This window comes from Fimbriimonadia bacterium (assembly GCA_039961735.1).
GTDB lineage: Bacteria > Armatimonadota > Fimbriimonadia > Fimbriimonadales > JABRVX01 > JABRVX01.
Genome location: JABRVX010000009.1, coordinates 165,392 through 187,375, shown reverse-complemented (window position 1 = coordinate 187,375; position 21,984 = coordinate 165,392). Strand labels below are relative to the sequence as shown.

The following is a 21,984-nucleotide window of genomic DNA, read 5'->3' as shown; positions in this document are numbered from 1 at the left end:
TCTGAAGCACGTCGGTGTCGTGCCAGCGAGAAGACCCCAGCCGCAGATGGGCTAGCGGTTACATTCGGGAAGGTCACCGAACGGGTCCACGCGATTGGGTGCATATCGAGATCGAGTCTCGCGAAGGAACCTCTCGTGTGCCTCGTCGGGAGCCGAGGTGAACAGCCCGGTAGCAGATGCGTACACTACGCCATCGGCATCCACGATCTCGCCCTCGGCACGCCAGAACCCTGCTTTGTCACCCAGGTATCGCCCGTTTACGCGCACGTGTCTTCCAGCCGGCACAGGGCGTCGATAGCGGATGCGCAGATCCGCCGTGAGGAAGTAGCGGCGCTTGATCACGGAGGCGGCCCAGCCCAACGTTTCATCTAGCAGCGAAGCCATGATGCCGCCGTGAAGCATGCCTGGATACCCACAGTGTCGCGCTTCGGGCACGAACTCGGTGAACACCCCCGTCTCGTCACGGATGAACACAAGCTGAAGGCCGTACGGGTTGTCCGCGCCGCACACGAAGCAGCCGGAGCTTTGGGGCAAAGAGGTCATGCCAGGATTGTGGCATTGGCGATCGGAGTTACGCGGCTCGTAGGCTCTGCGGCAACAACTCGGGGCCGATTTCCTGCGCGTCTGGTCGAGCGAGCACCACCGCGCGCTCGATCACGTTTTCCAGTTCGCGTACGTTTCCGGGCCAACGGTAGTTAAGCAGTGCCTCGATGGCCTCGTCTCTCAAGACCAGCGGTTCGCGGCCGTTCTCCGAGCAGTACTTCTGCACGAACCGCTGCGCGAGCGGACGAATGTCTTCCGGCCTGTCGCGCAGTGGCGGCAGTTCGATGTGAACGACCTGAAGCCGGTAGAACAGATCGGCACGGAAGGACCCCTCGTCCACGGCCTGATGAAGGTCGCGATTGGTTGCAGCGAGCAGTCTCACGTCCACGCGGACCGGCTTGGTCGCGCCCAGACGCTCCAGCTCCCGTTCCTGGATAACCCTGAGCAGCTTCACCTGTACGCTAAGAGGCACCTCTCCAATCTCGTCCAGGAACAACGTTCCACCGTCCGCGAGTTCGAATCGGCCCTCGCGCCTGCCGACGGCGCCGGTGTATGCCCCTTTTTCGTGGCCGAACAGCTCGGCTTCCAGGAGAGTCTCCGGAAGGGCGGCGCAGCTCACCGCAATGAAGGGCTTGCCGGAGCGAGGGCTCTGCTCGTGAATCATCCTCGCAACGACTTCCTTGCCTGTACCACTCTCACCAGTGAGCAATACAGTGGCCCGGGATGATGCAACTTGCTCTACGATCTCGAGCACCTGGCGCATCGCGGGGCTCTCGGCGACGAAATCCGTGGAAGTCACGGTCTTTCGCCCGCGCCGTTTCGGACTCTTCTTGGACTCGGCTCGGTCAGCGAGAGCGTTCGTCACGACGGCGCGAAGTACTTCCAGGTCGAAGGGCTTGGTGATGTAGTCCTGCGCTCCCATGCGAATAGCCGAGACGGCCTGGGGAATGGTGCCATAGGCGGTGATGAGAATCGTTGCGGCGTCGGGCAGGGTCTCGCTCACATGGCTCAGCAGCTCGACTCCGTCCATGTCCGGCATCATCACGTCCGTAATGATCAAGTCTATAGCCTCAGACTTTATCAAATCTAGCGCAGCCAGCCCCGACTCGGCGGTCAGCACTCGATAGCCGTCGCGCTCCAAGGCCGCCTGGAGTATTCGACGGATGTTCTGCTCATCGTCGACGATCAGAATCGTGGTCCTTTTTTCCGTCATGTTCCCATCATCTATGGCTCGTCTCCGCGCGCGGGCAAGCGTAGCGTGAACGTAGATCCCTTGCCCGGCCTGGAGGTCAGTTCGATCGTTCCGCCGTGGGCATCCACCAGCTTCCGCACGACCGCAAGACCCAGGCCCGTCCCTTTCGCCTTCGTCGTGAAGAACGGCTCGAACACGTGAGCCGCTTCTTCCTGGGTCATTCCCAGTCCTGTGTCTCGCACACTGATGACCGCCACCTCACGTACCCGATCGTGCGTGCCGCTTACAGTCAGAGTCCCGCCGTTCGGCATCGCCTGACATGCGTTCAGCGTAAGGTTCCGAAGCACCTGGTTGAGCCTCAGTACGTCTATCCACAGTATCGGCAGGTCCCGGCTCGCGTTCAGGCGGAGCGTCACGCCGCGTTCCCGGCACACGGGTCTCCACACCCGCACGAAGTCTTGGAGCAGATCGCGGAGAGGCACCGGCTGAAGACGAAGCTGCAGGGGGCGCGCGAAGTCCAGAAAGTCCTCCGCAATCCGGTTGAGGCTGTCTACCTCGTTCAGGATGATGCGAGCGAACTCGGAGGCGGGGGCGTCGGGTTCCGTCTGCTGCAGGAGTTGGGCGGCGCCGCGGATGCTCGTCAGTGGATTGCGTAGCTCGTGGGCAATCTGGGCGGTCATCTGGCCGAGGTGCGCCAGGTGCCGCATGCGCTCCATGTCGCCTTCCAGCGCGGCCCGATCCGTAACGTCCTCGATACTAAGCAGCATCCCACTCGAACTCATGGGCGCCGCAACCAGGTTCGCCGTCATCGCGCAGCCATCGGTTCGCGTGAGTCCCTGTTGCCAAAGGTGCATCGGCACCCCGCTGTCCCGCGCGGCCTCGATCGCATCCAGCACTGGCTCCGCCGAGGCAGTCTCGAGCGCGAGCAGCACCACGCGCTCGAGCGGACGTCCGCAGGCGTCCTCCGACGCGATACCGAGAATGGTCTCCATACGCGGGTTCCACAGGACCACGGTGCCTGTTTGGCTTGTTGCAGCGAGCCCGCTCGAAAGGGCACGAACGGCGTGAGATGCTAAATTGTCGGCCTCGGATCGTTGCGAGGACAGCAGTCGCAGCAACCTACCCGTGGCGGCCACCAATTCTGCAACCGCTGCCGTCGTGGTGCTGTCGGGTATCAGCGACCTCCGGCCGAAGTCAGCGAGCAACAAGCCCTGCTGGGGCCCTGGAATCACTGCCGCGATGAGGCCGGGGCAACCCAGCATTCGGCGCAGCCCGGCGTACTCGCTTCCGTCGGCTAGCCACATGGCGGCCTCCAACCTCAACAAGTTTGCCCATGGCGCGCTATCTGGTCGGAAGCCACGTTTCGGGAAGACCCTGCTGGGGTAGCCACGAAGGGCGACGGGCATCAACGACGTGCCCGCTGGCCCATCGGTGAGTACGAGATTGACCGATCGGGACGCACCGGTGACCGTCTCCACCTCGGTGAGTAAGGCCGCCTGCAGCGCCTCGACACCACGCTCTGTGGCATCCACGAGCCTGCAGAGCGCGTGGGCAAGGACGCCGGCTCCTGAAGCGGGCAGCAGCCCGTCCGGAGCGCGTTCGCGGTCTAGGACCGGTGCGGTGGTGGCCATCTCCAGGAACTCCTCCCTTGACGCTAGCAAGTGGCCGTGATATACTCTTGAGTTGTCCTCATCTACGAGACGTGGCTTCAGTCGAATGCCCCACTTGAATGTTCGGAGATTGACGGTGTGAGTATCACATCCGAGAGTTACGATCGGGCCGTGCGCGCCAAGGAAGAGGGGCGATACTCGGAAGCCGTCACCGAATTGGAGGCTCTCCTAGTAGAAGACCCTACGAACCCGGATGCCCATTGGCAGATGGGCCTCGTGTTGTGCTTTATGGGCGACTTCGACGGTTCGCTGGCCGAGTTGCAGAAGGCTGTGGATCTGGATTCGGGCCACATCCGTGCGAGAAACGACCTCGCGATGACCCATATGATGTTGGGCAACTACGAGGAGGCAAAGAGCATCTTCTTGACGGTCTTGGCCGACGACCCCGGCAACGAGGTCGCAACGCGCCAACTCGTCTACTTCACCTAAGGTGACCCCCGACGCCGCCAAGCAGTGGACGCTCGCTGCGCTGCTGTTCGCCATCGTCGCAGTCGTCCCGATGTGGCGATGCGTCCTCTATGGCGAGGTGTTCGTGCCAGGCGCGATGAGTCTGGGCTTCGAGCCTTGGAAAGAGGAGACGGGCGAGGCGTGGGACATCCTGCGTTGGGACTCGGTAGCGCAGTTCTACCCTTGGCGAAAGTTTTTGTTTTTCCACCTGGCTTCGGGCCACGTGCCGCTGTGGAACCGAAACGAGTTACTCGGCACGCCCTTCCTTGCGAACTCGCAGAGCGGCGTGTTCTATCCGTTGCACTGGGTCCTGGCCCCTCTGGGTGCCGGGTGGGGGATCACGGTAGCAGCGTTTCTGCACCTGATGTGGGCTGGGCTCGGCTGTTACGTGCTGTGCAGGCGCTTGGGGTGTGGGTGGGGTCCCGCAACTTTGGCTGGGGTGACCTTCGAGCTGTCGCAATGGGTGATCGCGTGGTTGCAACTAGCCAGCGTCCCGACGACAGTAGCTTGGATTCCGTGGCTGCTAGCGGCGGTGCATCGGGTGTGGTCCCTGCCGAACGCTACAGCGGCCGTGAGGCTCGCATGCTGCTCGGCAATGCTGTTGCTTGCAGGCCACTTACAGATAGCGTCTTACGGCATCGGTGCAGCGCTCGTCTTCGCGCTGTTCCTCGTGTCCTCTGGGACCTGCCAGCAACCTCGGCGTCGAGTGGTTGGCGCCTGGTCGGGGGGTATGGCGCTAGGGGTCGCCCTGGCTGCCGTGCAGTTGCTTCCAGTTCTGGAAATGGGCAGGCTGTCACACCGTTCCACGTCGCCGAGCAGCGAGGGATATCAGGCCTATGTTCGACTTGCCATGCCTACAGCGTTGGTAGGATTGGCGGTGGACCCATACACGGCCGGTAACCCGCGGATGGGTACTGCGATGCCGAATCCCGAGATCGGGGGCGCATATTGGGGCCCAGAACCTCTCCCGGAGTACTCGGCGTACGTCGGGCTGACTGCACTGGTACTTGCCGGTTACTCGGTGCTGCGCATCTGCACCCTGGGATCGTGCGGGTGGGCTTTGCTCACCATAGGCATCGGGGCGTGGTTGCTCGCTCTGGGGACCGACTTGAACCGACTGCTGTACTTCGGCATCCCTGGCTGGGCGGCGACGGGCAGCCCCGCGCGAGTACTGTGCCTGGCTGCGCTTGCCGGAGCTGTGTTAGCAGGCTTGGGCCTGGAGCAGATGGTGCGAGATGGTAGGGAACTGCCGGCGGATCGCAGACGGGCCCTGGGAGTGTCGTTGGTCGTTGCTACGGGGTTGTTATCGGGTGGCCTGCTGTGGTGGGTGACGACCGCACGACCCTTGGCTTCGCCCTCTATCGAGACGGCATCTGTGTCACGGGGGCTAATGCTACCCCTGCTTGCGATGGTACTCCTTGTGCTAGCTTGGGCGCAGAGACCCTGGGGAGGAAAGGGAGCAATCGCTGCCGGCATCGTCGTGCAGATCGCATTGCTCGCCCCCTTCGCCGCGGACTACAACTCGACATCCAAGTCACCCGACATCTACCCCTCGTTCGCTGGACTAGAGAGATTACAGGAGGCTGCGCCCTATCGAGTCGCCATTGTGAATGGTGACCGATGGAATCGGTACATCCAACCCCCGGCGCTGCTACCCCCAAACTCCGCAATGGCACTGGGCTTCGACGAGGTGGGGGGCTACGACTCGCTGATCCTCAAGAGCACCAAAGAGCGTCTGCTGGACGCGCTCAACGGCGAGGACAGTGCTGTGATGGCCAACGGCAATATGCTATTCGTCAAGCCGGGAGTTATGGAGCGGACAGATGACCTAGCGGACACTGGCGTTCGCTACGCGCTCGTGTGCTCTCTCGACGCAGGCACAGCGGATGGCGAGCCGCTGCTCGTGGAACTGCAGCCTGCTCCTATGGCTGAGGTCTCTGGCGTTGCGGCAGATCTCCAGTGGACAAGCCCGAATGGATTCCTCATCCGCTCCGGCGTAGCCGGCCCCGCCATGGTGCGTGTTGCTGCTGCTCCGGGATGGGTGGTCCACAATGGCATGCAGCGAGTCCCGGTCGGCAGGGCAGAGCCTTCCTGGCTTGCAGTGGATCTGCCGGAGGCTTTGACCGTATCGCACTGGCGGTACGAGCCCAGCACCTATCGCGTCGGGCTGTTTCTTACTCTGCTTGGTGTGGCGATGGTCAGTGGCATCGCAACTGGCAAGGGCCGAGTGATGATCAAGAATAGACCATAAAGTTGATCGAAACGAGAATCTCCTGCCACATGACGTCGCCAGGGCACGCGAGCCGCTGAACTTGCGGCGGGCCTATAAGCAGAGATAGGGGTGCGTTCATCGTGGTACTCTTGCTCCCGCTGGCGCGTGCCGTTACGCGTTGGACAAATGCATCAAAGAGGATTGCGATGGCTAGAATGGTAACGATGAAAGGGAACCCTCTGGAACTGGAGGGCCCGGAGCTGCGAGCAGGGGACCGCACGCCCGACTTCCGACTGCACGCGAAGGACTTGAGCGACGTCACTCTCAAGGATTTCGAGGGCAAGGTGTTGCTACTCAGCGTGGTACCGTCGCTGGACACGGGCGTTTGCGCGATGCAGACAAAGCGATTCAACGAGGAAGCGTCCAAGCTTCCAGATAGCGTGTGCATCCTAACGGTTAGCTGCGATTTGCCTTTTGCCCAAGCGCGGTTCTGTGGAGCCAACGGCATCGCTATCCCTACCGCGTCCGACCACCGTGATGTCAGCTTCGGCAAGGCGTATGGGACGCTGATCCCCGCGCTACGTATCGAGTGCAGGGCGCTCTTCGTGGTGGATGCCTCCGGGATCATCCGCTACGCCGAGTATGTGCCGGAGTTGACCAACGAGCCGAACTACGACGCCGCGCTCTCCGTAGTTCGGTCCCTCATCTCGTAGACGAGAGGTTCTTGATGCATTTCGGCGATATGACCTGGCGACAGGTCGAGGCATATCTCGAAACGGATGATCGTGTAATCGCGATCTTCGGCGCGTGCGAGCAGCACTGCGGCCTGAGCCTGCTCACGGACATCCGCATCCCCTTGGAGATTGCCGGTCGAGTGGCCGAGCGGGAACGGGTACTCGTCGCGCCGCCACTCAACTTCGGCCTGTCGGCGGCATTCCGAGCCTATCCCGGCACGATCAGCCTGGGTCCCGAGGCCTTCTGTGCAGCCGCCCGCGAGATCCTACTCAGCCTGTACGAGCAGGGCTTCAAGCGGATCATGGTGCTCAACGGGCACGGTGCGAACACACCACTCGCATCGATCCTGCAAGAAAGCGCGGAGGCACACCACGACCTGCAGCTTCAACTAGTGGAATGGTGGCGGCTGCCGGTGGTCGCCGAATACGCCGAACGCGTCGGCTCGGAGGCTCTGCACGCCAATTGGGCGGAGTGCTTTTCATTCACGCGCATAGACCAGCCGCAGGGCGAAAAACCGCCAGCGGCGCTTCCACGGTTCGTGCCAGGAGGGTGGCTGCGCGGCGTGCTGAGCGACGGGTCCTTCGGAGGCCACTACCAGCAGCCGGACGCAACGATGGACGCGATGCTCGACGACATCGTCGCCGAGGTAGCTCGGTTGATCCGCGAAGGCTGGCCGTCCTAGCCGAGAACTTTCAGCGCCTGGTCCAGATCGGCGATCAGGTCTTCGGGATCTTCGAGGCCGACGTGCAGGCGGATTCGCCACGTGCTGTGGCCGGTCTTGCCATCGAGGGGCGACGGGATCGGAGCGGCCAGACTCTCGTACCCGCCCCAGCTCACGGCGAGGCGAAACAGCTTCAGCCGGTTCGCAAATGCGCGGACCCTGTCGTCGTTGGTCTCCTTCGGGATGAAGGTGAGAAGGCCAGTGGAGCCACGCTGTTGTTTCTGCGCCAGGGCGTATTGAGGGTGCGAGGGAAGGCCCGTGTAGAGTACCCTTGCCACGACTGGATGCTCCTCGAGCCAGGATGCGACTGCCATCGCGTTGCGTTGGTGGCGGTCCAAGCGAACAGATAGCGTTCTCATACCGCGAAGGATCAGCCAGGACACGAAGGGGTCCATCACCGCGCCAAGCAGACTGGACTCATGGCTTAGGGCCTCGCGGAGCCTCGACTCCGAGGTGATCAGTGCGCCGCCTATCAGATCGCTATGACCTCCCAGATACTTCGAAGCCGAGTGCACTACGATGTCCACGCCCATCTCAATGGGGTTTTGCAAGTAAGGCGTGCAGTGGCTGTTGTCTATCAGGGTGGTAACGCCGTGGCTTCGTGCGATTGAGCACACGGCAGCTATATCCTGCAGATCGAAGACGATGGTCAAAGGCGACTCGATGTAGTACAGTGTGGTGTTGGGTCGCGTCGCGGTATCGAATGCGGATGGATCAGCGCCATTTACGTAGGTGGTCTCCACGCCGAACCGTGCAAGTATGCCGTCCAGCAAGCCCCTGCCATAGCAGCCTTCCACTGCCACAATGTGATCGCCCGCGCGCGTGCATGACATAATCGCGGCGGTGATGGCACCCATCCCGCTGCCGAACATCCGCGCGCTCTCCCCACGCTCCAGCAAGGCCAGCTTGCGCTCTAGGATCTCCGTTGTGGGATTGCCGACTCGGGTGTATCGGTACGCCCCCGGCTTGTCTCCCCAGTCTTCAAGCGACTCGAAGGCGAAAAGCGAGGCCTGAAAGAGCGGAGGGCTTACCGCCCCTAGGAACCGTGCCGGTTCCTCGCAAGCGTGAGCAAGCAGAGTATCGAAGCCGGGTTCGCGCAGGGCGATCGGCGGCTCAATGTCAGTGGAGTCCATCGGCGCATTGTGGCTGCCGGCGTGGCGCGCTGTCTACTGGCAGATTCGCCCTTTTGACACCGGTAGTCGCACGCTCGCCAAGCCTACCGTCTCACCGGATCGCCCCAGCCGTTGAAGAATCCGTTGTCGAGGTTTCCATCGCGATCCAAGTCATCGAGGTGGGCTAACGGCATGGAGCTGGAATGTCCGTCACACCAGGCAATGGTGACTCGGCCCACGTTCCACTCGGCAGGAGTGGCTCGACAACCCCACTGGCCCGGAGTATCGGGGACCCCCGAACCACACTCCGAGGGCTGCGCGTAGAAACCCGTTTCCCTGCCGCTTCCCCGCGCACTCGGCAAAGGCGGATCTACGACATACACTCCCGCAGTCACCTCACCGAGATCATTCCTGACGCCGCGCGCATCGGCAACGGCCAACGTCTGCGCCATGTTGGGAATGGTAGAGGACTTAGCCGTGAACGGAAGACCGCTGCCCTCCGGGCCTGTACGCGAGTTGCCAAGGTACTGGTAGTTGTAACCGTAACCACCATAGAAAACATCTTGGCGGTGAGCCCACCGATTCCTGAACATCTCACGAGGGGCAAGGGGACCGACGAATAGAGCGGTATCTCGGCAATACGGGTAAATGTAGTCTGGCCATCGGGTGCGCGGCTGAACCCAGGGTTGGCTGGAGTGCATCGGGTAGCCCGCCCAGTCGGCGTGGTACATGGACACTCCCATTGAGATCTGCCGCAGATTGCTAAGATTCGCCGCTACCCGCGCCGACACTCGCGCTCGCGCGAAGACCGGAAACAGAACTGCAGCGAGAATTGCGATTATAGCGATTACCACGAGAAGCTCGATTAACGTGAATCCTCGTCCACATCTAGTATTCATGCTGGGTCACACGGTACCTTAGTTCCATCCTAGCCCATATGACTTTCGTCATGTGTAGGACTTTCGCCTTCGGACTGCATGCGTAGGGCGGAGCCTCCTTGATGTCGGCATGCAATCAATCGGGGTCATAATGGCCACATGCGCTACCGGTTGCCCGGCAGCTTAGTCGAGCCCACCAAGAGGCAGAGGGAAGACGCTGCTTGGTCGGTGACAGTGTGGGACGGCAGAAGAGTCACCATCCGGCTTCACTTCACTTTGCTTCTGCTCTTCGCATGGCTCGGCTACCACTCGCTTCAGGGGCCCGATCACGCGCACGGCGCGCTGTTTCTCCTCGGGGTACTCGCCTCATTCCTCGTCCATGATCTAGCCCATGCGGCCATGGCCCTCGGGCGTGGCTATGCGGTCCGGGATGTCGTGGTCTATCCGCTGGGTGGATTGCCCAGCTTTGATCGCAAAGTGCCGCCAGGCGACGATGCGCTCGTGTTCTTGATGGGGCCACTGGCGAACGCGGTGGTCGCCGCACTGCTGTTCTGGATTTGCGAGCTGACCGGACCGGTTCTTCCCTTCGATAGGCTGATCGAGACGCCCGGCCACTGGCTAGAGAAGCTGATATTCTTCAACTTCACGCTGGCCCTGTTGAATCTGTATCCCGGGTATCCCGCCGACGGGGGGCGACTGCTTCGGGCGGTACTATCGTCTCGGCTAGGGCAGGGAAGGTCGGCGATGATAGCTGCCGCGCTCGGCCACGGGGCAGGTATGATGGCGGGACTGTACGCCGCCCTCGGCCATCCGTACCTTCTCTTTTTCACCGTGTTCATGATCCTCGGTGCCGGCGCCGAGTTGAGCCTCACTCACCACAGGGAGTTGGTAGAGGGGGCGGCTGTCGAGGAGGCGATGATCACTAACTTCACCACTCTGTCGCCAGCCGACACGCTGGGCCACGCTTGCGAGATGCTCGTTCGCGGCTCACAACAAGACTTCCCGGTCATGCACGAAGGACGCCTGCTCGGGATGCTTTCGAGGGACGACCTGTTACGTGGGCTGGGCCGTGAGGGCAGATTGGGCTATGTTGCTGGGGCGATGAGGCGCGAGTTCCCGCACACCACACCTTCCATGGACCTGAGCGATCTGATCGACCTGTTCGAGGACCACGGTGCGGACGTGTTGCCGGTGTTAGACGGGGAGCACGTGGTGGGGATCATCACGCCTGAGAATGTGGGCGAGTACCTCGCTGTGAAGAGGCACTCGCCCAGGAATCCGGAGCAAAGCCGACCTTGACCTACTTGCTTTTCGCTGCCGCGCGAAGCGCCGAGTCCATCATTTCCGCGAGCTGCTTCGCGTCCTTGTAACCGACCGCCCGGCTGATCTGTGTGCCGTCAGGACGAAGGAAGAGCATCGTCGGCACAGCTTCCACGTTGTGCTTTCTCGCGAGGCTCTGCTGCTGGTCGATGTCGATCAGTACCATGATGAACGATGCCGACTTCTTGACGATGGACGGGTCCTTGTAGGTGCCGTTGAGCATTCGCTGGCACGGGCCGCACCACTCCGCGGCGAAGTCCACCAGCACTGGCTTTTTCTGAGACTTGGCCAGTTTCAGGCCTTCGTCCAGATTGTTAATCCACTTGACTCCGGTCGGTTGAGCGGCAGGATTCGTGCTCTGTGAAACGGTCACACCGAGCAAAGCGAGGCTGAGCGCAAGAACTACGAGAACGCGCAAAGGGACACCTCCGATGGCATACTTTCTATTCATACGTCGGGGAAGACAAGGGAGTCTCAACAGGCTGCCGCGCCCCAGAGCACTGAGGCGCGGCAGCGGCCGTAGCGTAAACCAGGCAGAGACGCCCCTAGCGGCGTATCGCCTCTCGAGTAGACAGGTTCTTGTTGGCGGGTATCGCAGTCGCGGCGTTGGTCCATTCCGTCGTTGCCATCGTAACGGGTGCCGCCATCCCCGTGTTCAGCCAAGCGTTCAGCATGTCTGTGCCCACGTTCGCGAGGAACGGGATCTGTCGAGTATTGGCAAGGTACAGGAACTGGATGTACTCCCACGACGTCGGCTGGTACATCAGGCGGATGACCCCCCGAACTGCTCCGGTCGGCGGCTTCAACGTTACCTCGTCCCAATAGCGGTAGGTGCCACCGACACCGGGGTTGCCGTATTGGTCCGCCGGCACTGGCAGCGCGTTGCGCCTCTTCGCCTCGTCGTAGCTGAAGCCGTACGGCGGGATGCGGTTGTCCTTTGCAACAAAGTTGTTGAGGACGAAGTGGAACGTCTCGTGGTAGGAGCCTGCGTGGCCCGCGGCGAGTTGCCCGAGGGTCATGTCGGGCAGACCGCTGTACCTATCGAAGCTGAGAGGCAACGACGCAGGGTAGCCGAGCGACAGCAATTGCGCGGCCCACTCCTTGGTCATGGCATAGTGCGCCTCGTACACCTTCGTGTTCGGGTCATAGGGGTCGATGAGACTCTCTACCACCATCGGCACGCCATTCAGCGTCACCGCGATGGGTCCGTAAGCCCCATCCTCCCTCAGCAGCGTGCCGTTGGCCGAGTACCACTCGATGTTCAGCCACATACGGCGCCCCTCGGGGTAGCCACTGATAAGCTTGTGGCCGGTGAGGTTCACCACTCGGAGCGTGTTGCCCTGAACCTTGAGACTCGCCGCCAGGCCGAGCTGGTCCAAAGCCCTCAGCTTGCCTGCGTCCAGCGCGCTCTTCTGTCTTGCGGTCAAGCCGCCACCGATGCGCAGCTTGCCGAGGCTATCCAGGTACTCGATGGCATCCGGCATCCAGTAGTTACCGCCGGTCTGATCGTGGAGCGGAAGGTCGTTGCGGAACGGCGCCGACTTGTTACAGCCCATCCCTTGCACCGGCCTCATGTGGCAGGATTGGCATGTGAAGTAGCGAGGCGTTCCGTCAACATAGTCCCCATTCGGGCGTGCAACGACGGCGCTGTCGTAGGCCCGCTTGATCGCCCCGGCTTTCAGCTCGGCAGGCAGCGAGGCATACTGGTTCATACGCGTGTTGGAGAGGGCACTCGACTTGTGCTCGCTAAAGGTGCGCTCGACGATGCCGTACATGAACGGGAAGTTGTTGAACGCAGCCTTGCCCTGCACTGGAGAACCCGGCACTCCACTGAACTTGCCTGGCTCGAGCGGCTGCTGGGCGCCGTTGTTGTGGGCGAGGTCGCCTACAGCCGGATTAGAAACGTCATGGCAGGTTCCACAGAGGTCCGAGGATCGGTGGAACCGAGACTGCAACCACTGGTGGCGTGCGTTCGCATCGGAATAGGGTCCTAGCTTGTGCGCCCCGCCCCACAGCACGTACATTCCGCTGCCTAAGAAGGCCGTGGCGGGCGACTGACCATCGTTCGCGATAAAGGGCGCTGTCTGCACGCCGACGTGTTCGCTGTTGTCGGGGTTCGTGAACTTGTGGCAGGTGTCGCAGGAAACACCATCGGCATCCTTGGACGACTGCAACCCTGATCCGTCGGTCGGGGTCGAGCGACCTGCGATCCACCCGTCAGCCGAGTGACAGCGCAGGCAGAGATCTCCTGCACCGTCGAAGTCCTGCTCGGCAATGGCCATCGTGGCCCAGAAGATGGGGTCCCTGCCCGCCATTGCCATCATTCCGCCGCGCCAGTTGAACTCCGGCTCGACGGCGCTGTCGTATCCCCCATGGCAGTTGTCGCACTTGTCCGGCGACTCCAGGTTATTGACCTGGCCGGGCTGTGTGCCCGGCTGCTGAATGTCCGTCGGCACCACGAGTGCCGCATAAGCTACGCCAAGTAACGCGAGAGCAGCCCCAGTCATCAGGACTAGGCTGCCCTTTCTGTTGCAAGATGCCTTTCTCATTGTGAGCCTCCCCGAGATCGAGTGCACGCGTGCCTCGGTTAGAGGCTACTCACTCCCAGCGCCGCCCCCGGGCGCTCTCGGGGCAGGAGTGAGCCTCCCCGTATTTCGTTTAGCATTATATCATGATTTGCTCCAAATGTCACATTGAGGCGCGCGAATCCGAGGAAGAAACCGAACTTTTGTGCAGAAACTTAGCCATGCTAAACACTCACTCCGACCCTTAGCAGGACACACCCGGCCAGCTACGAAGAGCTGCAGCGATGCCTCCGCCGCAAGCGGCGCGGGCAGGGTGGCCCACTGCAAGGGAGATGAGCCGATGGAGTTCGTGCTCGATAATGGAAAACTGCGCGCGGAATGGGGGATGGCCGATGGTAGGCTGGTTCCCGGGCCCGTCACGAGTCGCGAGACAGGGGCATCGTTACCACCGGCTACGGCGCCTTTCGAGTTAGACATCGGCGGTGAGGCAATCACATCAACCGACATGGTCCTCACCCAATCGTCCGGGGTGACAGCGCGCCGAGGCGATCCCAGCGCGGGACGCATCGCTGACCGAGAGGACACGGATGTGCTCACCGCATGCTTTTCGCTCGAGCGCTGCGGCCTCGAGCTCGAAATAGAGTGGCACGCGTCGTTGGGTCGGAACGCCCGCTACCTCAGACAGTCCGTGACACTTTCGGCCATAGCCCGTCCCGTAGATGTCACTCGCGTGACCCTGATCGGCCTTCCGGTAGATGCAGCGATAACCGGGGCAGTGCCCGGGTCTCCGCTCGTGATCGGTCATACCTACGCAGCACTGGAGCACCCAATGGCGGAGAGCCGTTTCGATGCACGGGCGACCAGTTCGTTCCCGCTCCGCTTGTCCTTGCAGCCGGGTGCTCCGCTTACCCTCACCGCTGTGACTGGCTTCGCGCGCCCGGGACAGATCCGCCGCGACTTTGCCGAGTACGTCGAACGCGAGCGGCCGCGTCCCTACAAGCCTCTGCTTCACTACAACTCGTGGTACGACCTCGGTTTCTTCACGCCGTTCGATGAGAAGGCAGCCCTTGGAGCCATCGAGGCGTACAGCCAGGAGATGGTACGCAGGCGGGGCGTACAAATGGATGGCTTCCTGTTCGACGACGGGTGGGACGATCCGAGGACGCTTTGGGGGTTCCACGAGGGTTTCCCGAACGGCTTCACCCGGTTACGGGAAGCGGCAGTCGCCATCGGGGCGGCGCCGGGGGTCTGGCTGTCGCCTTGGGGTGGCTATAGCACCCCGAAGCAGCGACGCTTGGAGTATGCTCGGCAGCAGGGCTTCGAGATGAACGAGCACGGGTTGGCACTCTCCGGACCCGTGTACTTCCAGAGGTTCCTGGAAACGTGCAGCCGGTTCGTGACCGAGTACGGTGTCAACCACTTCAAGTTCGACGGTATGGGAGACACGAGCACGGTGGCGGCAGGCAGCCGTTTTGGCAGCGACTTCGACGCCGCCATCGAGATGATCAGCCAACTGCGGCGGCTACGAGGCGATCTCTATGTCAACCTGACCACCGGCACATGGGCCTCTCCCTTCTGGCTGCTTCACGCGGACTCCATCTGGCGGGGCGGGGAAGACTACGGCTTCTTCGGTCCCGGCACCAAGCGGCAGCAGTGGATCACCTATCGGGACGCGGCGACCTATGCCAACGTGGTCCGCGCCGGGCCGCTGTTCCCCATCAACTCTGTGATGCTGCACGGGGTCACCTTTGCGCCTCACGCGCCAGGCTTGGCCGACGACCCCGGCAACGACTTGCCGTCCGAGATCTGGTCACTGTTCGCCTCGGGAACGCAGTTACTGGAGCTGTACGTGTCGCCGTTGCTGATGACACCCGAGAGGTGGGACGTGCTGGCGGCAGCTGCTCGATGGGCAAGAAGCCGAGCCGAAGTGCTGCGCGATACCCACTGGATAGGCGGGGATCCAGGCGAGATCGAACCTTACGGATGGGCCGGCTGGTCGCCGGAGTTGCAGATCGTCTGCGTGCGCAATCCGGCGGACGTCCCCAATCGGTTCTCACTGTGCCCACGGCTGCTGTGGCAGCCTATGGACGGGGCGCCCTCATATAGGTTCCACCAAGTATGGTCCTCAGCCACCCACCACAAGCCATTCGAAGTGGCGGTAGAAGGGGAGTACGCGTTGGAACTCTCGCCCTTCGAGGTGCTGGTGCTGGAGGCTGCTACGGCGCGCTGAGACCGAGAGCATCGGTGCCCTCGCCGATGTATAGGGCCGGGATTCTCCGGTCGCGAGCCTCAACGGGACGACGAGACTACTTCAGGAATAGCTCGACGACAGGTACCGTGACCCTCGGGTGCAAGATGGGCAAGCGCAGCGTCAGCAGACCGGGAACGTCGTGCTCGTGCCCGCCACGCTCCACCATAGGCACCTCGGAGCCGTCATTCAGCAGTTGGGCGTACTCCACCTTTCCCGCGTACCCCTCCAGATGCAGGTCGCGGATGGGCCAGGCCAGCACGTGGACGTACAGCCGGTTGGTTTCTGGATTATAGGTCAGCCGGCAGTCCTGCGGCGTGGCAAAGCCTTCGGGCGCCTCCGTGCAGCCATAGATGGCCCGCGAGTGACGCTTCATCCATTCCCCGATGCCCACGAGCCGGTCCATCGCTCGGTCATCGAACTCCCCGCGTGCGGTAGGGCCCACATTGAGTAACAGATTCCCGCCCTTGCCCACCGTGTCTACCAGCAGCAACACGAGTTGCTCGACGCTTTTCCAGGTCGCTTCGTCGCGGTGATAGCCCCAAGAGCCAGAAAACGTCTGGCAGGTCTCCCACAGCACCTTCTTGCCGTTTCGCGTCGGGCACTCCCGCGCCATGAACTGCTCGGGCGTCAGGAAGTCCCAGCCACCAGGCACATCCATCATGTCCAGGCGATCGTTCACGATAATCTCTGGCTGTAGCTCGCGTGTCAGCCTCAACAGGCTTTCCGACTGCCAGTCGTCACGTCCTTTGCCGTCGGGACCGGGGTAGGAAAAGTCATAGAAAATGTAATCTATCTTTCCGTACTGCGTCAACAGTTCACGTACCTGGTTGTGGAGGTATTCGGCGTAGCGCCTCACGTCGCGACCTTCTGCAGCCTTGCGGAACTCGGCATCGTCGCGCATCGGGTGAAATCGGTCCACGGGGAAGTCCGGGTGGTGCCAATCAATCAGCGAGTGGTAGAACCCCACATGGAGCCCCTCGGCCCGAAATGCCTCGACCATAGGTCGGATGAGGTCCTTGCCGTAGGGGGTGTTGGTTACTTTGTAGTCGGTGTAGGCGCTGTCCCAGAGGCAGAATCCCTCATGGTGCTTGGTGGTGATGACGAAGTAGGTCATCCCAGCATTCTTGGCAGCCCGCGCCCAAGCCTGCGGGTCGTACAAGTCGGGATCGAAGTGCCGGAAGTAGGTGTCGTATTGCTCGTCCGGGATCCGTTCGGCACTCTTCACCCACTCGTGCCTGGCGGGGAGGGCGTACAGCCCCCAGTGGATGAACATGCCGAACCTGCCGTGGGTGAACCACTGCCAGTGTTCAGGGACGGAATCGGGAGTATGGGCCATCGGTACACTCCTTCGACCGCCCGGTTGTGAACAGAGGAGGCGGTCTGGGTCCGATTCGTCGGGCCATGGGCCGCTCCCTGCAGCCGTGGGTTACGAGCCGGAATAGATGCCGAATGGTGTGAAGCTCTCCTGAGCTTTGCCTTCGCAACGTTACACTGTTAGCCGAGAATTGTGTTAGATGGACGGACTGGCGCTACGGCGCTATTCGGCTGTTTGCACGGGTCCTCCATCCATCGAGAGGGGCAACTTTGTCAGACACTCCATCGGCTACGGCAACGATGCTCGGCCACGTGGACTACTGGCTGTTTCTGGCTGGCTTCGGCCTCATCTGGATGGCCTGGAGCTGCCTGAAGGCCAGGCGAGCCAACCTGGCCGATGCGCCGTGGATCTGGCTCGTGTGGTCAGCCGCTGTGGCGGGAGCCTGGCACTGGCAGCAGTTCCTCGTCGGCTGTTTCGGCGACTCGTCGGTGTCACGCCTCCTTGGGCAAGCGGCTCTCGCGGCCGTTCCGGTGCTCTACTTCGAGTTTGCCCGCCGCTCAGTTCACATGTCGGGCCGACTGGACGCTCTGATGAAGCATGGCTGGTCAGTTGTCGCAGGCATCTCTGTCGTCACCGTCACCACTCCCGGCGTCGAAAGCACCGCCCTGATGGCAAGCACACTGGGACTGGTCTGTTGCGTCCTTGGGCTCGTTGCCGCGATGCGCTTCTCGAGCCACCCTGCCGCAGATGGTAATTACCTGCGCCGGTCCGTGGCGACTTCAGCATTGCTGAGCCTACATATCACGGTCGCGGGGCCACTCCACATCGCATCGGGCTATGCCGAGAGCCTCAGCCCGGGCATCAGTGTCATAGCCTTCATGATCACCGCGCTGCTGTCGGCTGCTTCGACATGGTGCCTCTGCGCTTGTCTGGTCGGGCGTTCCGAGTTGCGCCGAGCCTGGGGTCTGCCGGCGGTCATCGCCTCGGTGCTGCTGGTCGGATGGATTGCAACGGTCGAGGTCGGCAACGCCTCGGACCGGGCCTTTCGCGGGGATATGAAGAGCAGGGTGCTGTCCGCCGCGAGTGGCTTGGACCCGGCGCTCATAACCTCCCTCGCTGGCGAGAAGTCCGACATGCAGACCCCCGAGTACCGGGCCCTGAAGCGTGTGCTGATCAAGCTTTTGACCGCGGATCCCACGAACTCCTTCGCATATGTGATGGCGCTGAAGGATGGTCAGGTGGTCTTCCTCGCGGACGCCGAGCCCGACGCGTCACCCGACGTGTCGCTGCCGGGCGACATCTACGAAAGCACTACCCCGGGAATGCTGAATTCGTTCAACACGGGCGAACCTCTTGTCGAAGGGCCGTACGGCGACAAATGGGGAACCTGGATCAGCGCGTTCGCGCCTATCCGTCTCCCGGGTGTGTCGAGGCCGCTCGCCCTGCTGGGTCTAGACGCAGATGCCCTTCTGTGGAAGAGCGCCCTGTCCAGGGCGCGCCTCGGCGTCCTCCTCCTCGTGCTGCTGCTTTGCCTTGCCACCACTGCCGTGAGCACCGCCCAGCGACACTCCACGGATCATGCGCTCGCGGAGTCGCGCAGGCAGTACGAAACTCTCGTCCGCCACTCCCCCAATATGATTGCGCTGTTGGATGCTCACGGCAACGTTGTTTCGCTCAACGCGAGGGGCAGGGAGTATCTCGGCCTCGAGGGCACACCCATCGGCGGCACGGCTTTCGAGCAAGTGTGGCCTGAAGATCTGCGGCCGAGAGTGTCACAAGCCGTCGAGGCGGCTGCGCAGGGCAAAGCCGGCAGGTACGAGGTGTCCGTTCCCGGCCCCGACGGACTACGCTATCTGTCCCTTGCGGTCCGCCCCGTACTGAACCCCTCCGGAGGCACCGAGGGGATCATTTGCACGGGGTCGGACGTCTCCTCGCTGTTCCACGCCCGATCCGAGATTCAGGCACAGGCGGCTTTCCTTCAAGGCCTTCTGGACACCATGCCGCACTTCATCACTGCTAAGGACCTCGAAGGCAGGTTCACCTGCTGTAACCTGGCAGCGGCTCGATTCCTGCGCCTGGACCCGGAAGACATCCTAGGCAAGACCGCACACGAGGTTCTGCCGCCGGAAGTCGCCGACGAGTTAGGGGATTTCGAGAGCCAGTTGCTGACTACCGGCGGGCGAGTCGTGCATGAGGTGCGCGTGGCGGGACCCGATGGCCAACTCCGCGATATCCTGTACACCAAAGGGCTTTACTACGACCCCGACGGTGCGCCAGCAGGCTTTGTCGGCGTTGGATTTGACGTTACTGAGCGAAAGCAGACCGAAAGGTGCCTGAGGGAGAGCGAGGAGAGGATGCGGGCCATTGCCGCCGCTGCAATGGATGCCGTTATCATGATGGACGAGCGCGGCAACATCTCATTTTGGAACGGTGCTGCAGCCACCATGTTCGGATACCCAGCGGACGAAGCTCTCGGCAAGCCAGTTCATGAATTGCTAGCCCCGCCGCGATTCCATGCTGCCGCATCGGAAGGCCTAGAGCAGTTCTATCGGACTGGCACCGGCGCGGCTGTGGGCAAGGTCTTCGAGATCCAGGCGCTCCGACGAAGTGGCGAGGAGTTCACTGTAGAGCTCTCCGTCGCCCCTGTGAGGATAGGACAGAACTGGCACGCAGTAGGCATCCTGAGGGATATTACCGAGCGACAGGCTGCCGAGGAGCAGAGGCGATTGCTCGCCGAGGTTGTACAGCAGTCCGAGGCAGGCGTATTGATAGTCGATCCGATGGGCCGCCCCATGTATGCTAACGCGGCCTTCGAGAGAATGAGGGGTCTGCCGGCGGGAGAGTGCTGGTCGGGTACGGCTGCCCTCTCGATCTTGCCGGATGCCTCGTTGACCGAGGCCATTGAGCACATCATGAGCGGAGGGGACTTCTGGCGCGCTGTGGTCAGCGCTGAGCGTGCCGACGGTGGGCGGTACCGTGCCGAGGTTCACGCGTTCCCGGTGCGCCAGCCTTCCGGTGAACTCGGGGCTATCGTGTGTACTCAGCGCGATGTGAGCAAAGAAGAGGCGCTCGAAGTACAGCTTCGCCAAGCTCAGAAGTTGACCGCCATTGGCCAACTGGCTGCCGGGATTGCGCACGAGATCAATACTCCCATCCAGTACGTAGCTGACAACGCGCGCTTCCTTCAAAGCAGCTTCTCGCGCATGCTCGGCCTGCTACATAGCTTCGAAGATCTTGCTAAGGTGACTGAGCAGCGAGTGCTGACCGGCGACGAGATCGCTGCGCTGCGGGCCGAAATCGAGCGTGTGAACGTTCCGTTCTTGGCTCGAGAGATTCCTCAAGCGGCTCAGGAAGCGCTCGAAGGCTTGGACCAAGTCGCGAAGATCGTTCGCGCGATGAAGGAGTTTTCCCATCCCGGCGGCAGCGAGATGCAGCCCACCGACATCAACGCAGCCGTGTCCGCGACGCTCACGGTATCACGCAACGTGTGGAAGTACGTCGCGGAGCTGGAATCCGACCTAGCCGAAGATCTGCCGACCGTCGATTGTCAGCCGGGGGATATCAATCAGATTGTGCTGAACCTGGTCGTCAATGCCGCGCAAGCAGTCGAGGAGCGTGTCGGGGCCGGCACGGGTGAGAAGGGAACGATCACGGTGCGGACCAGCGCTACGACTGAGTGCGTCATCGTAACCGTGACCGACAACGGATGCGGGATTCCCGAGGAAATTCGCGACCGAATCTTCGAGCCGTTCTTTACCACGAAGGAGGTTGGGAAGGGCACGGGGCAAGGGCTATGGATTGCGCACTCGCTGACCGAGAAGCACGGCGGGACGCTCACCTTCGTCTCGGATCCCGGAAAGGGAACCACTTTTACGCTAGCGCTCCCCATTACGCGCCACGAAGCTGGGAGCCAGGAGGTTGCGTGAGCAGCAGAATCCTATTCGTTGATGACGAGCGTCACTTTCTCGATGGCCTACGCCGCACTCTGTGGGTGAATGCACCAGACCTCGAGCTGGAGTTTGCAAACTCAGTAGACGATGCCATCGCAAAGATCCTCGCCAACCCACCGGACGCAATAGTCACCGACGTGCGTATGCCTGGTCGGGACGGGCTGGAGTTGCTCGCCTGGATCAACGGCCAGGAATCACTCGGGTGCATTCCCACCGCCGTGCTGACAGGCTCGGAGGAGACCGATCTCAAGCGGCGAGCGTTGGACATGGGCGCCACCGACCTGCTGACGAAGCCGGTGAATCCAGAGGACCTGCGCGCTCGCCTTCGCAGCATGCTGCGCCTGAAGCAGTACGAGGACGAACTCCGTTCGCTCAACGCCGAACTGGAAGAGCGCGTGGCACAGCGTACGATCCAACTAGAGAAGGCGCGGCTCGATGTCATCTGGCGACTCGCAAAGGCGGGGGAATTCCGGGATGCGCAGACGGGCAACCACGTCATTCGTGTAGCCCTGGCTAGTCGGGCCATAGCCCTGACCCTCGGCCTGGCCGAGCGGTTCGCACGCCTACTCGCGCTCGCCGCACCCCTGCACGATATCGGTAAGATCGGCATCCCGGACAGCATCTTGTTAAAACCAGGCAAACTAACTCCCGAAGAGCGCAAGGTCATGGAAGAGCACACTCTCATCGGAGCCAAGATCCTCGAACCCTCGCCCGCCAACACGGCATGGTTCTCGCAGTACATCGCCCCCGGCACGCAGCTAGGCAACGACGGGGAGGCCAACGAGTTCCTCGTCATGGCATCTAGTCTGGCGCTCAGCCACCACGAGAAGTGGGACGGGACCGGCTACCCACGAGGGCTCGCAGGAGAGGACATCCCTATGGAGGCGCGCATCCTGGCAGTGTGCGACGTGTGGGACGCCCTGCTGTCCGAAAGACCCTACAAGAGCGCGCTCTGCGAGTCCGAGGCACTGAACATCATGCGCGCGGAACGTGGCACGCACTTTGACCCGAAGGTATACGACGCGTTCGAGCAGTCATTACATATGCTGCGCGAGATTCGCGCAGGGTTTGGAGACGATCCTGGAGGCAACGCGCTAGCCGAGGCTGCCTGAC

At 62.1% G+C, this 21,984-nt stretch carries 15 protein-coding genes and 1 pseudogene; 8 read left to right on the top strand and 8 right to left on the bottom strand.

Going from position 1 to position 21,984, the window contains the following annotated elements; translation table 11 throughout:
- Positions 1-51: 51 nt before the first annotated feature.
- From HRF45_04125 to HRF45_04115, 3 genes are read right to left on the bottom strand one after another with little or no spacing between them, the layout of a single operon-like run.
- Complete coding sequence (locus HRF45_04125) at positions 52-543, bottom strand: PaaI family thioesterase (protein MEP0765713.1); 492 nt, start codon at positions 541-543, stop codon at positions 52-54.
- A 28-nt stretch (positions 544-571) separates the two neighbouring features.
- Positions 572-1,756 carry a sigma-54-dependent Fis family transcriptional regulator gene (locus HRF45_04120; protein ID MEP0765712.1) on the bottom strand — a complete coding sequence of 395 codons (1,185 nt, stop codon included), beginning with the start codon at positions 1,754-1,756 and terminating at the stop codon, positions 572-574.
- 11 nt (positions 1,757-1,767) lie between these two features.
- Positions 1,768-3,366, bottom strand: coding sequence for a PAS domain S-box protein (locus HRF45_04115; protein MEP0765711.1), 1,599 nt, complete (start codon positions 3,364-3,366; stop codon positions 1,768-1,770).
- Positions 3,367-3,483: 117 nt separating this feature from the next.
- Between HRF45_04115 and HRF45_04110 the strand changes: the two genes are divergently transcribed.
- The 4 genes from HRF45_04110 to HRF45_04095 all read left to right on the top strand — a co-directional run bounded on the left by HRF45_04110 (position 3,484) and on the right by HRF45_04095 (position 7,481).
- Positions 3,484-3,834 (top strand): tetratricopeptide repeat protein, encoded by a 351-nt coding sequence (locus tag HRF45_04110; GenBank protein ID MEP0765710.1) that lies wholly within the window; start codon positions 3,484-3,486, stop codon positions 3,832-3,834.
- 1 nt (position 3,835) lies between these two features.
- Positions 3,836-6,103, top strand: coding sequence for a hypothetical protein (locus HRF45_04105; protein MEP0765709.1), 2,268 nt, complete (start codon positions 3,836-3,838; stop codon positions 6,101-6,103).
- 167 nt (positions 6,104-6,270) lie between these two features.
- Positions 6,271-6,777, top strand: coding sequence for a thiol peroxidase (gene tpx / locus HRF45_04100; protein ID MEP0765708.1), 507 nt, complete (start codon positions 6,271-6,273; stop codon positions 6,775-6,777).
- A gap of 14 nt (positions 6,778-6,791) precedes the next feature.
- Positions 6,792-7,481 carry a creatininase family protein gene (locus tag HRF45_04095; protein MEP0765707.1) on the top strand — a complete coding sequence of 230 codons (690 nt, stop codon included), beginning with the start codon at positions 6,792-6,794 and terminating at the stop codon, positions 7,479-7,481.
- On the opposite strand, the gene HRF45_04090 is transcribed toward HRF45_04095, so the two are convergent.
- Positions 7,478-8,653, bottom strand: coding sequence for a PLP-dependent transferase (locus HRF45_04090; protein ID MEP0765706.1), 1,176 nt, complete (start codon positions 8,651-8,653; stop codon positions 7,478-7,480). The two genes, HRF45_04095 and HRF45_04090, sit on opposite strands and share 4 nt — an antisense overlap.
- A gap of 728 nt (positions 8,654-9,381) precedes the next feature.
- Positions 9,382-9,531 (bottom strand): annotated as a pseudogene (locus tag HRF45_04085) (prepilin-type N-terminal cleavage/methylation domain-containing protein).
- A 138-nt stretch (positions 9,532-9,669) separates the two neighbouring features.
- On the opposite strand from HRF45_04085, the gene HRF45_04080 reads away from it, so the two are divergent.
- Positions 9,670-10,809, top strand: coding sequence for a CBS domain-containing protein (locus HRF45_04080; GenBank protein MEP0765705.1), 1,140 nt, complete (start codon positions 9,670-9,672; stop codon positions 10,807-10,809).
- A 1-nt stretch (position 10,810) separates the two neighbouring features.
- Here the strand turns inward: HRF45_04080 and HRF45_04075 are convergent, their stop codons facing one another.
- Positions 10,811-11,248: a thioredoxin family protein gene (locus HRF45_04075; GenBank protein MEP0765704.1), complete on the bottom strand. Its 438-nt coding sequence runs from the start codon at positions 11,246-11,248 to the stop codon at positions 10,811-10,813.
- A gap of 127 nt (positions 11,249-11,375) precedes the next feature.
- Positions 11,376-13,379: a hypothetical protein gene (locus HRF45_04070; protein ID MEP0765703.1), complete on the bottom strand. Its 2,004-nt coding sequence runs from the start codon at positions 13,377-13,379 to the stop codon at positions 11,376-11,378.
- A 316-nt stretch (positions 13,380-13,695) separates the two neighbouring features.
- Here HRF45_04070 and HRF45_04065 point away from each other — a divergent pair, with 316 nt between their 5' ends.
- Complete coding sequence (locus HRF45_04065; protein ID MEP0765702.1) at positions 13,696-15,585, top strand: enterotoxin; 1,890 nt, start codon at positions 13,696-13,698, stop codon at positions 15,583-15,585.
- Positions 15,586-15,661: 76 nt separating this feature from the next.
- On the opposite strand, the gene HRF45_04060 is transcribed toward HRF45_04065, so the two are convergent.
- The gene (locus tag HRF45_04060; GenBank protein MEP0765701.1) at positions 15,662-16,942 is read right to left on the bottom strand and encodes an alpha-L-fucosidase; all 1,281 of its coding nucleotides are present in this window, start codon (positions 16,940-16,942) and stop codon (positions 15,662-15,664) included.
- Between the two features lie 248 nt (positions 16,943-17,190).
- Between HRF45_04060 and HRF45_04055 the strand changes: the two genes are divergently transcribed.
- On the top strand, positions 17,191-20,847 hold the full coding sequence (locus tag HRF45_04055; GenBank protein MEP0765700.1) for a PAS domain S-box protein: 3,657 nt from the start codon (positions 17,191-17,193) through the stop codon (positions 20,845-20,847).
- A complete protein-coding gene (locus HRF45_04050; GenBank protein MEP0765699.1) occupies positions 20,844-21,983 on the top strand; it encodes a response regulator in 1,140 nt (379 codons plus the stop codon). Before HRF45_04055 ends, HRF45_04050 begins: the two co-directional genes overlap by 4 nt.
- The last annotated feature ends 1 nt before the right edge of the window (position 21,984 follow it).

Bases quoted from the DNA above. Each gene is read 5' to 3' on its own strand.
- HRF45_04125 (MEP0765713.1), bottom strand. From the start codon at position 543: ATGACCTCTTTGCCCCAAAGCTCCGGCTGCTTCGTGTGCGGCGCGGAC.
- HRF45_04120 (MEP0765712.1), bottom strand. From the start codon at position 1,756: ATGACGGAAAAAAGGACCACGATTCTGATCGTCGACGATGAGCAGAAC.
- HRF45_04115 (MEP0765711.1), bottom strand. From the start codon at position 3,366: ATGGCCACCACCGCACCGGTCCTAGACCGCGAACGCGCTCCGGACGGG.
- tpx (MEP0765708.1), top strand. From the start codon at position 6,271: ATGGCTAGAATGGTAACGATGAAAGGGAACCCTCTGGAACTGGAGGGC.
- HRF45_04095 (MEP0765707.1), top strand. From the start codon at position 6,792: ATGCATTTCGGCGATATGACCTGGCGACAGGTCGAGGCATATCTCGAA.
- HRF45_04090 (MEP0765706.1), bottom strand. From the start codon at position 8,653: ATGGACTCCACTGACATTGAGCCGCCGATCGCCCTGCGCGAACCCGGC.
- HRF45_04080 (MEP0765705.1), top strand. From the start codon at position 9,670: ATGCGCTACCGGTTGCCCGGCAGCTTAGTCGAGCCCACCAAGAGGCAG.
- HRF45_04070 (MEP0765703.1), bottom strand. From the start codon at position 13,379: ATGAGAAAGGCATCTTGCAACAGAAAGGGCAGCCTAGTCCTGATGACT.
- HRF45_04065 (MEP0765702.1), top strand. From the start codon at position 13,696: ATGGAGTTCGTGCTCGATAATGGAAAACTGCGCGCGGAATGGGGGATG.
- HRF45_04060 (MEP0765701.1), bottom strand. From the start codon at position 16,942: ATGGCCCATACTCCCGATTCCGTCCCTGAACACTGGCAGTGGTTCACC.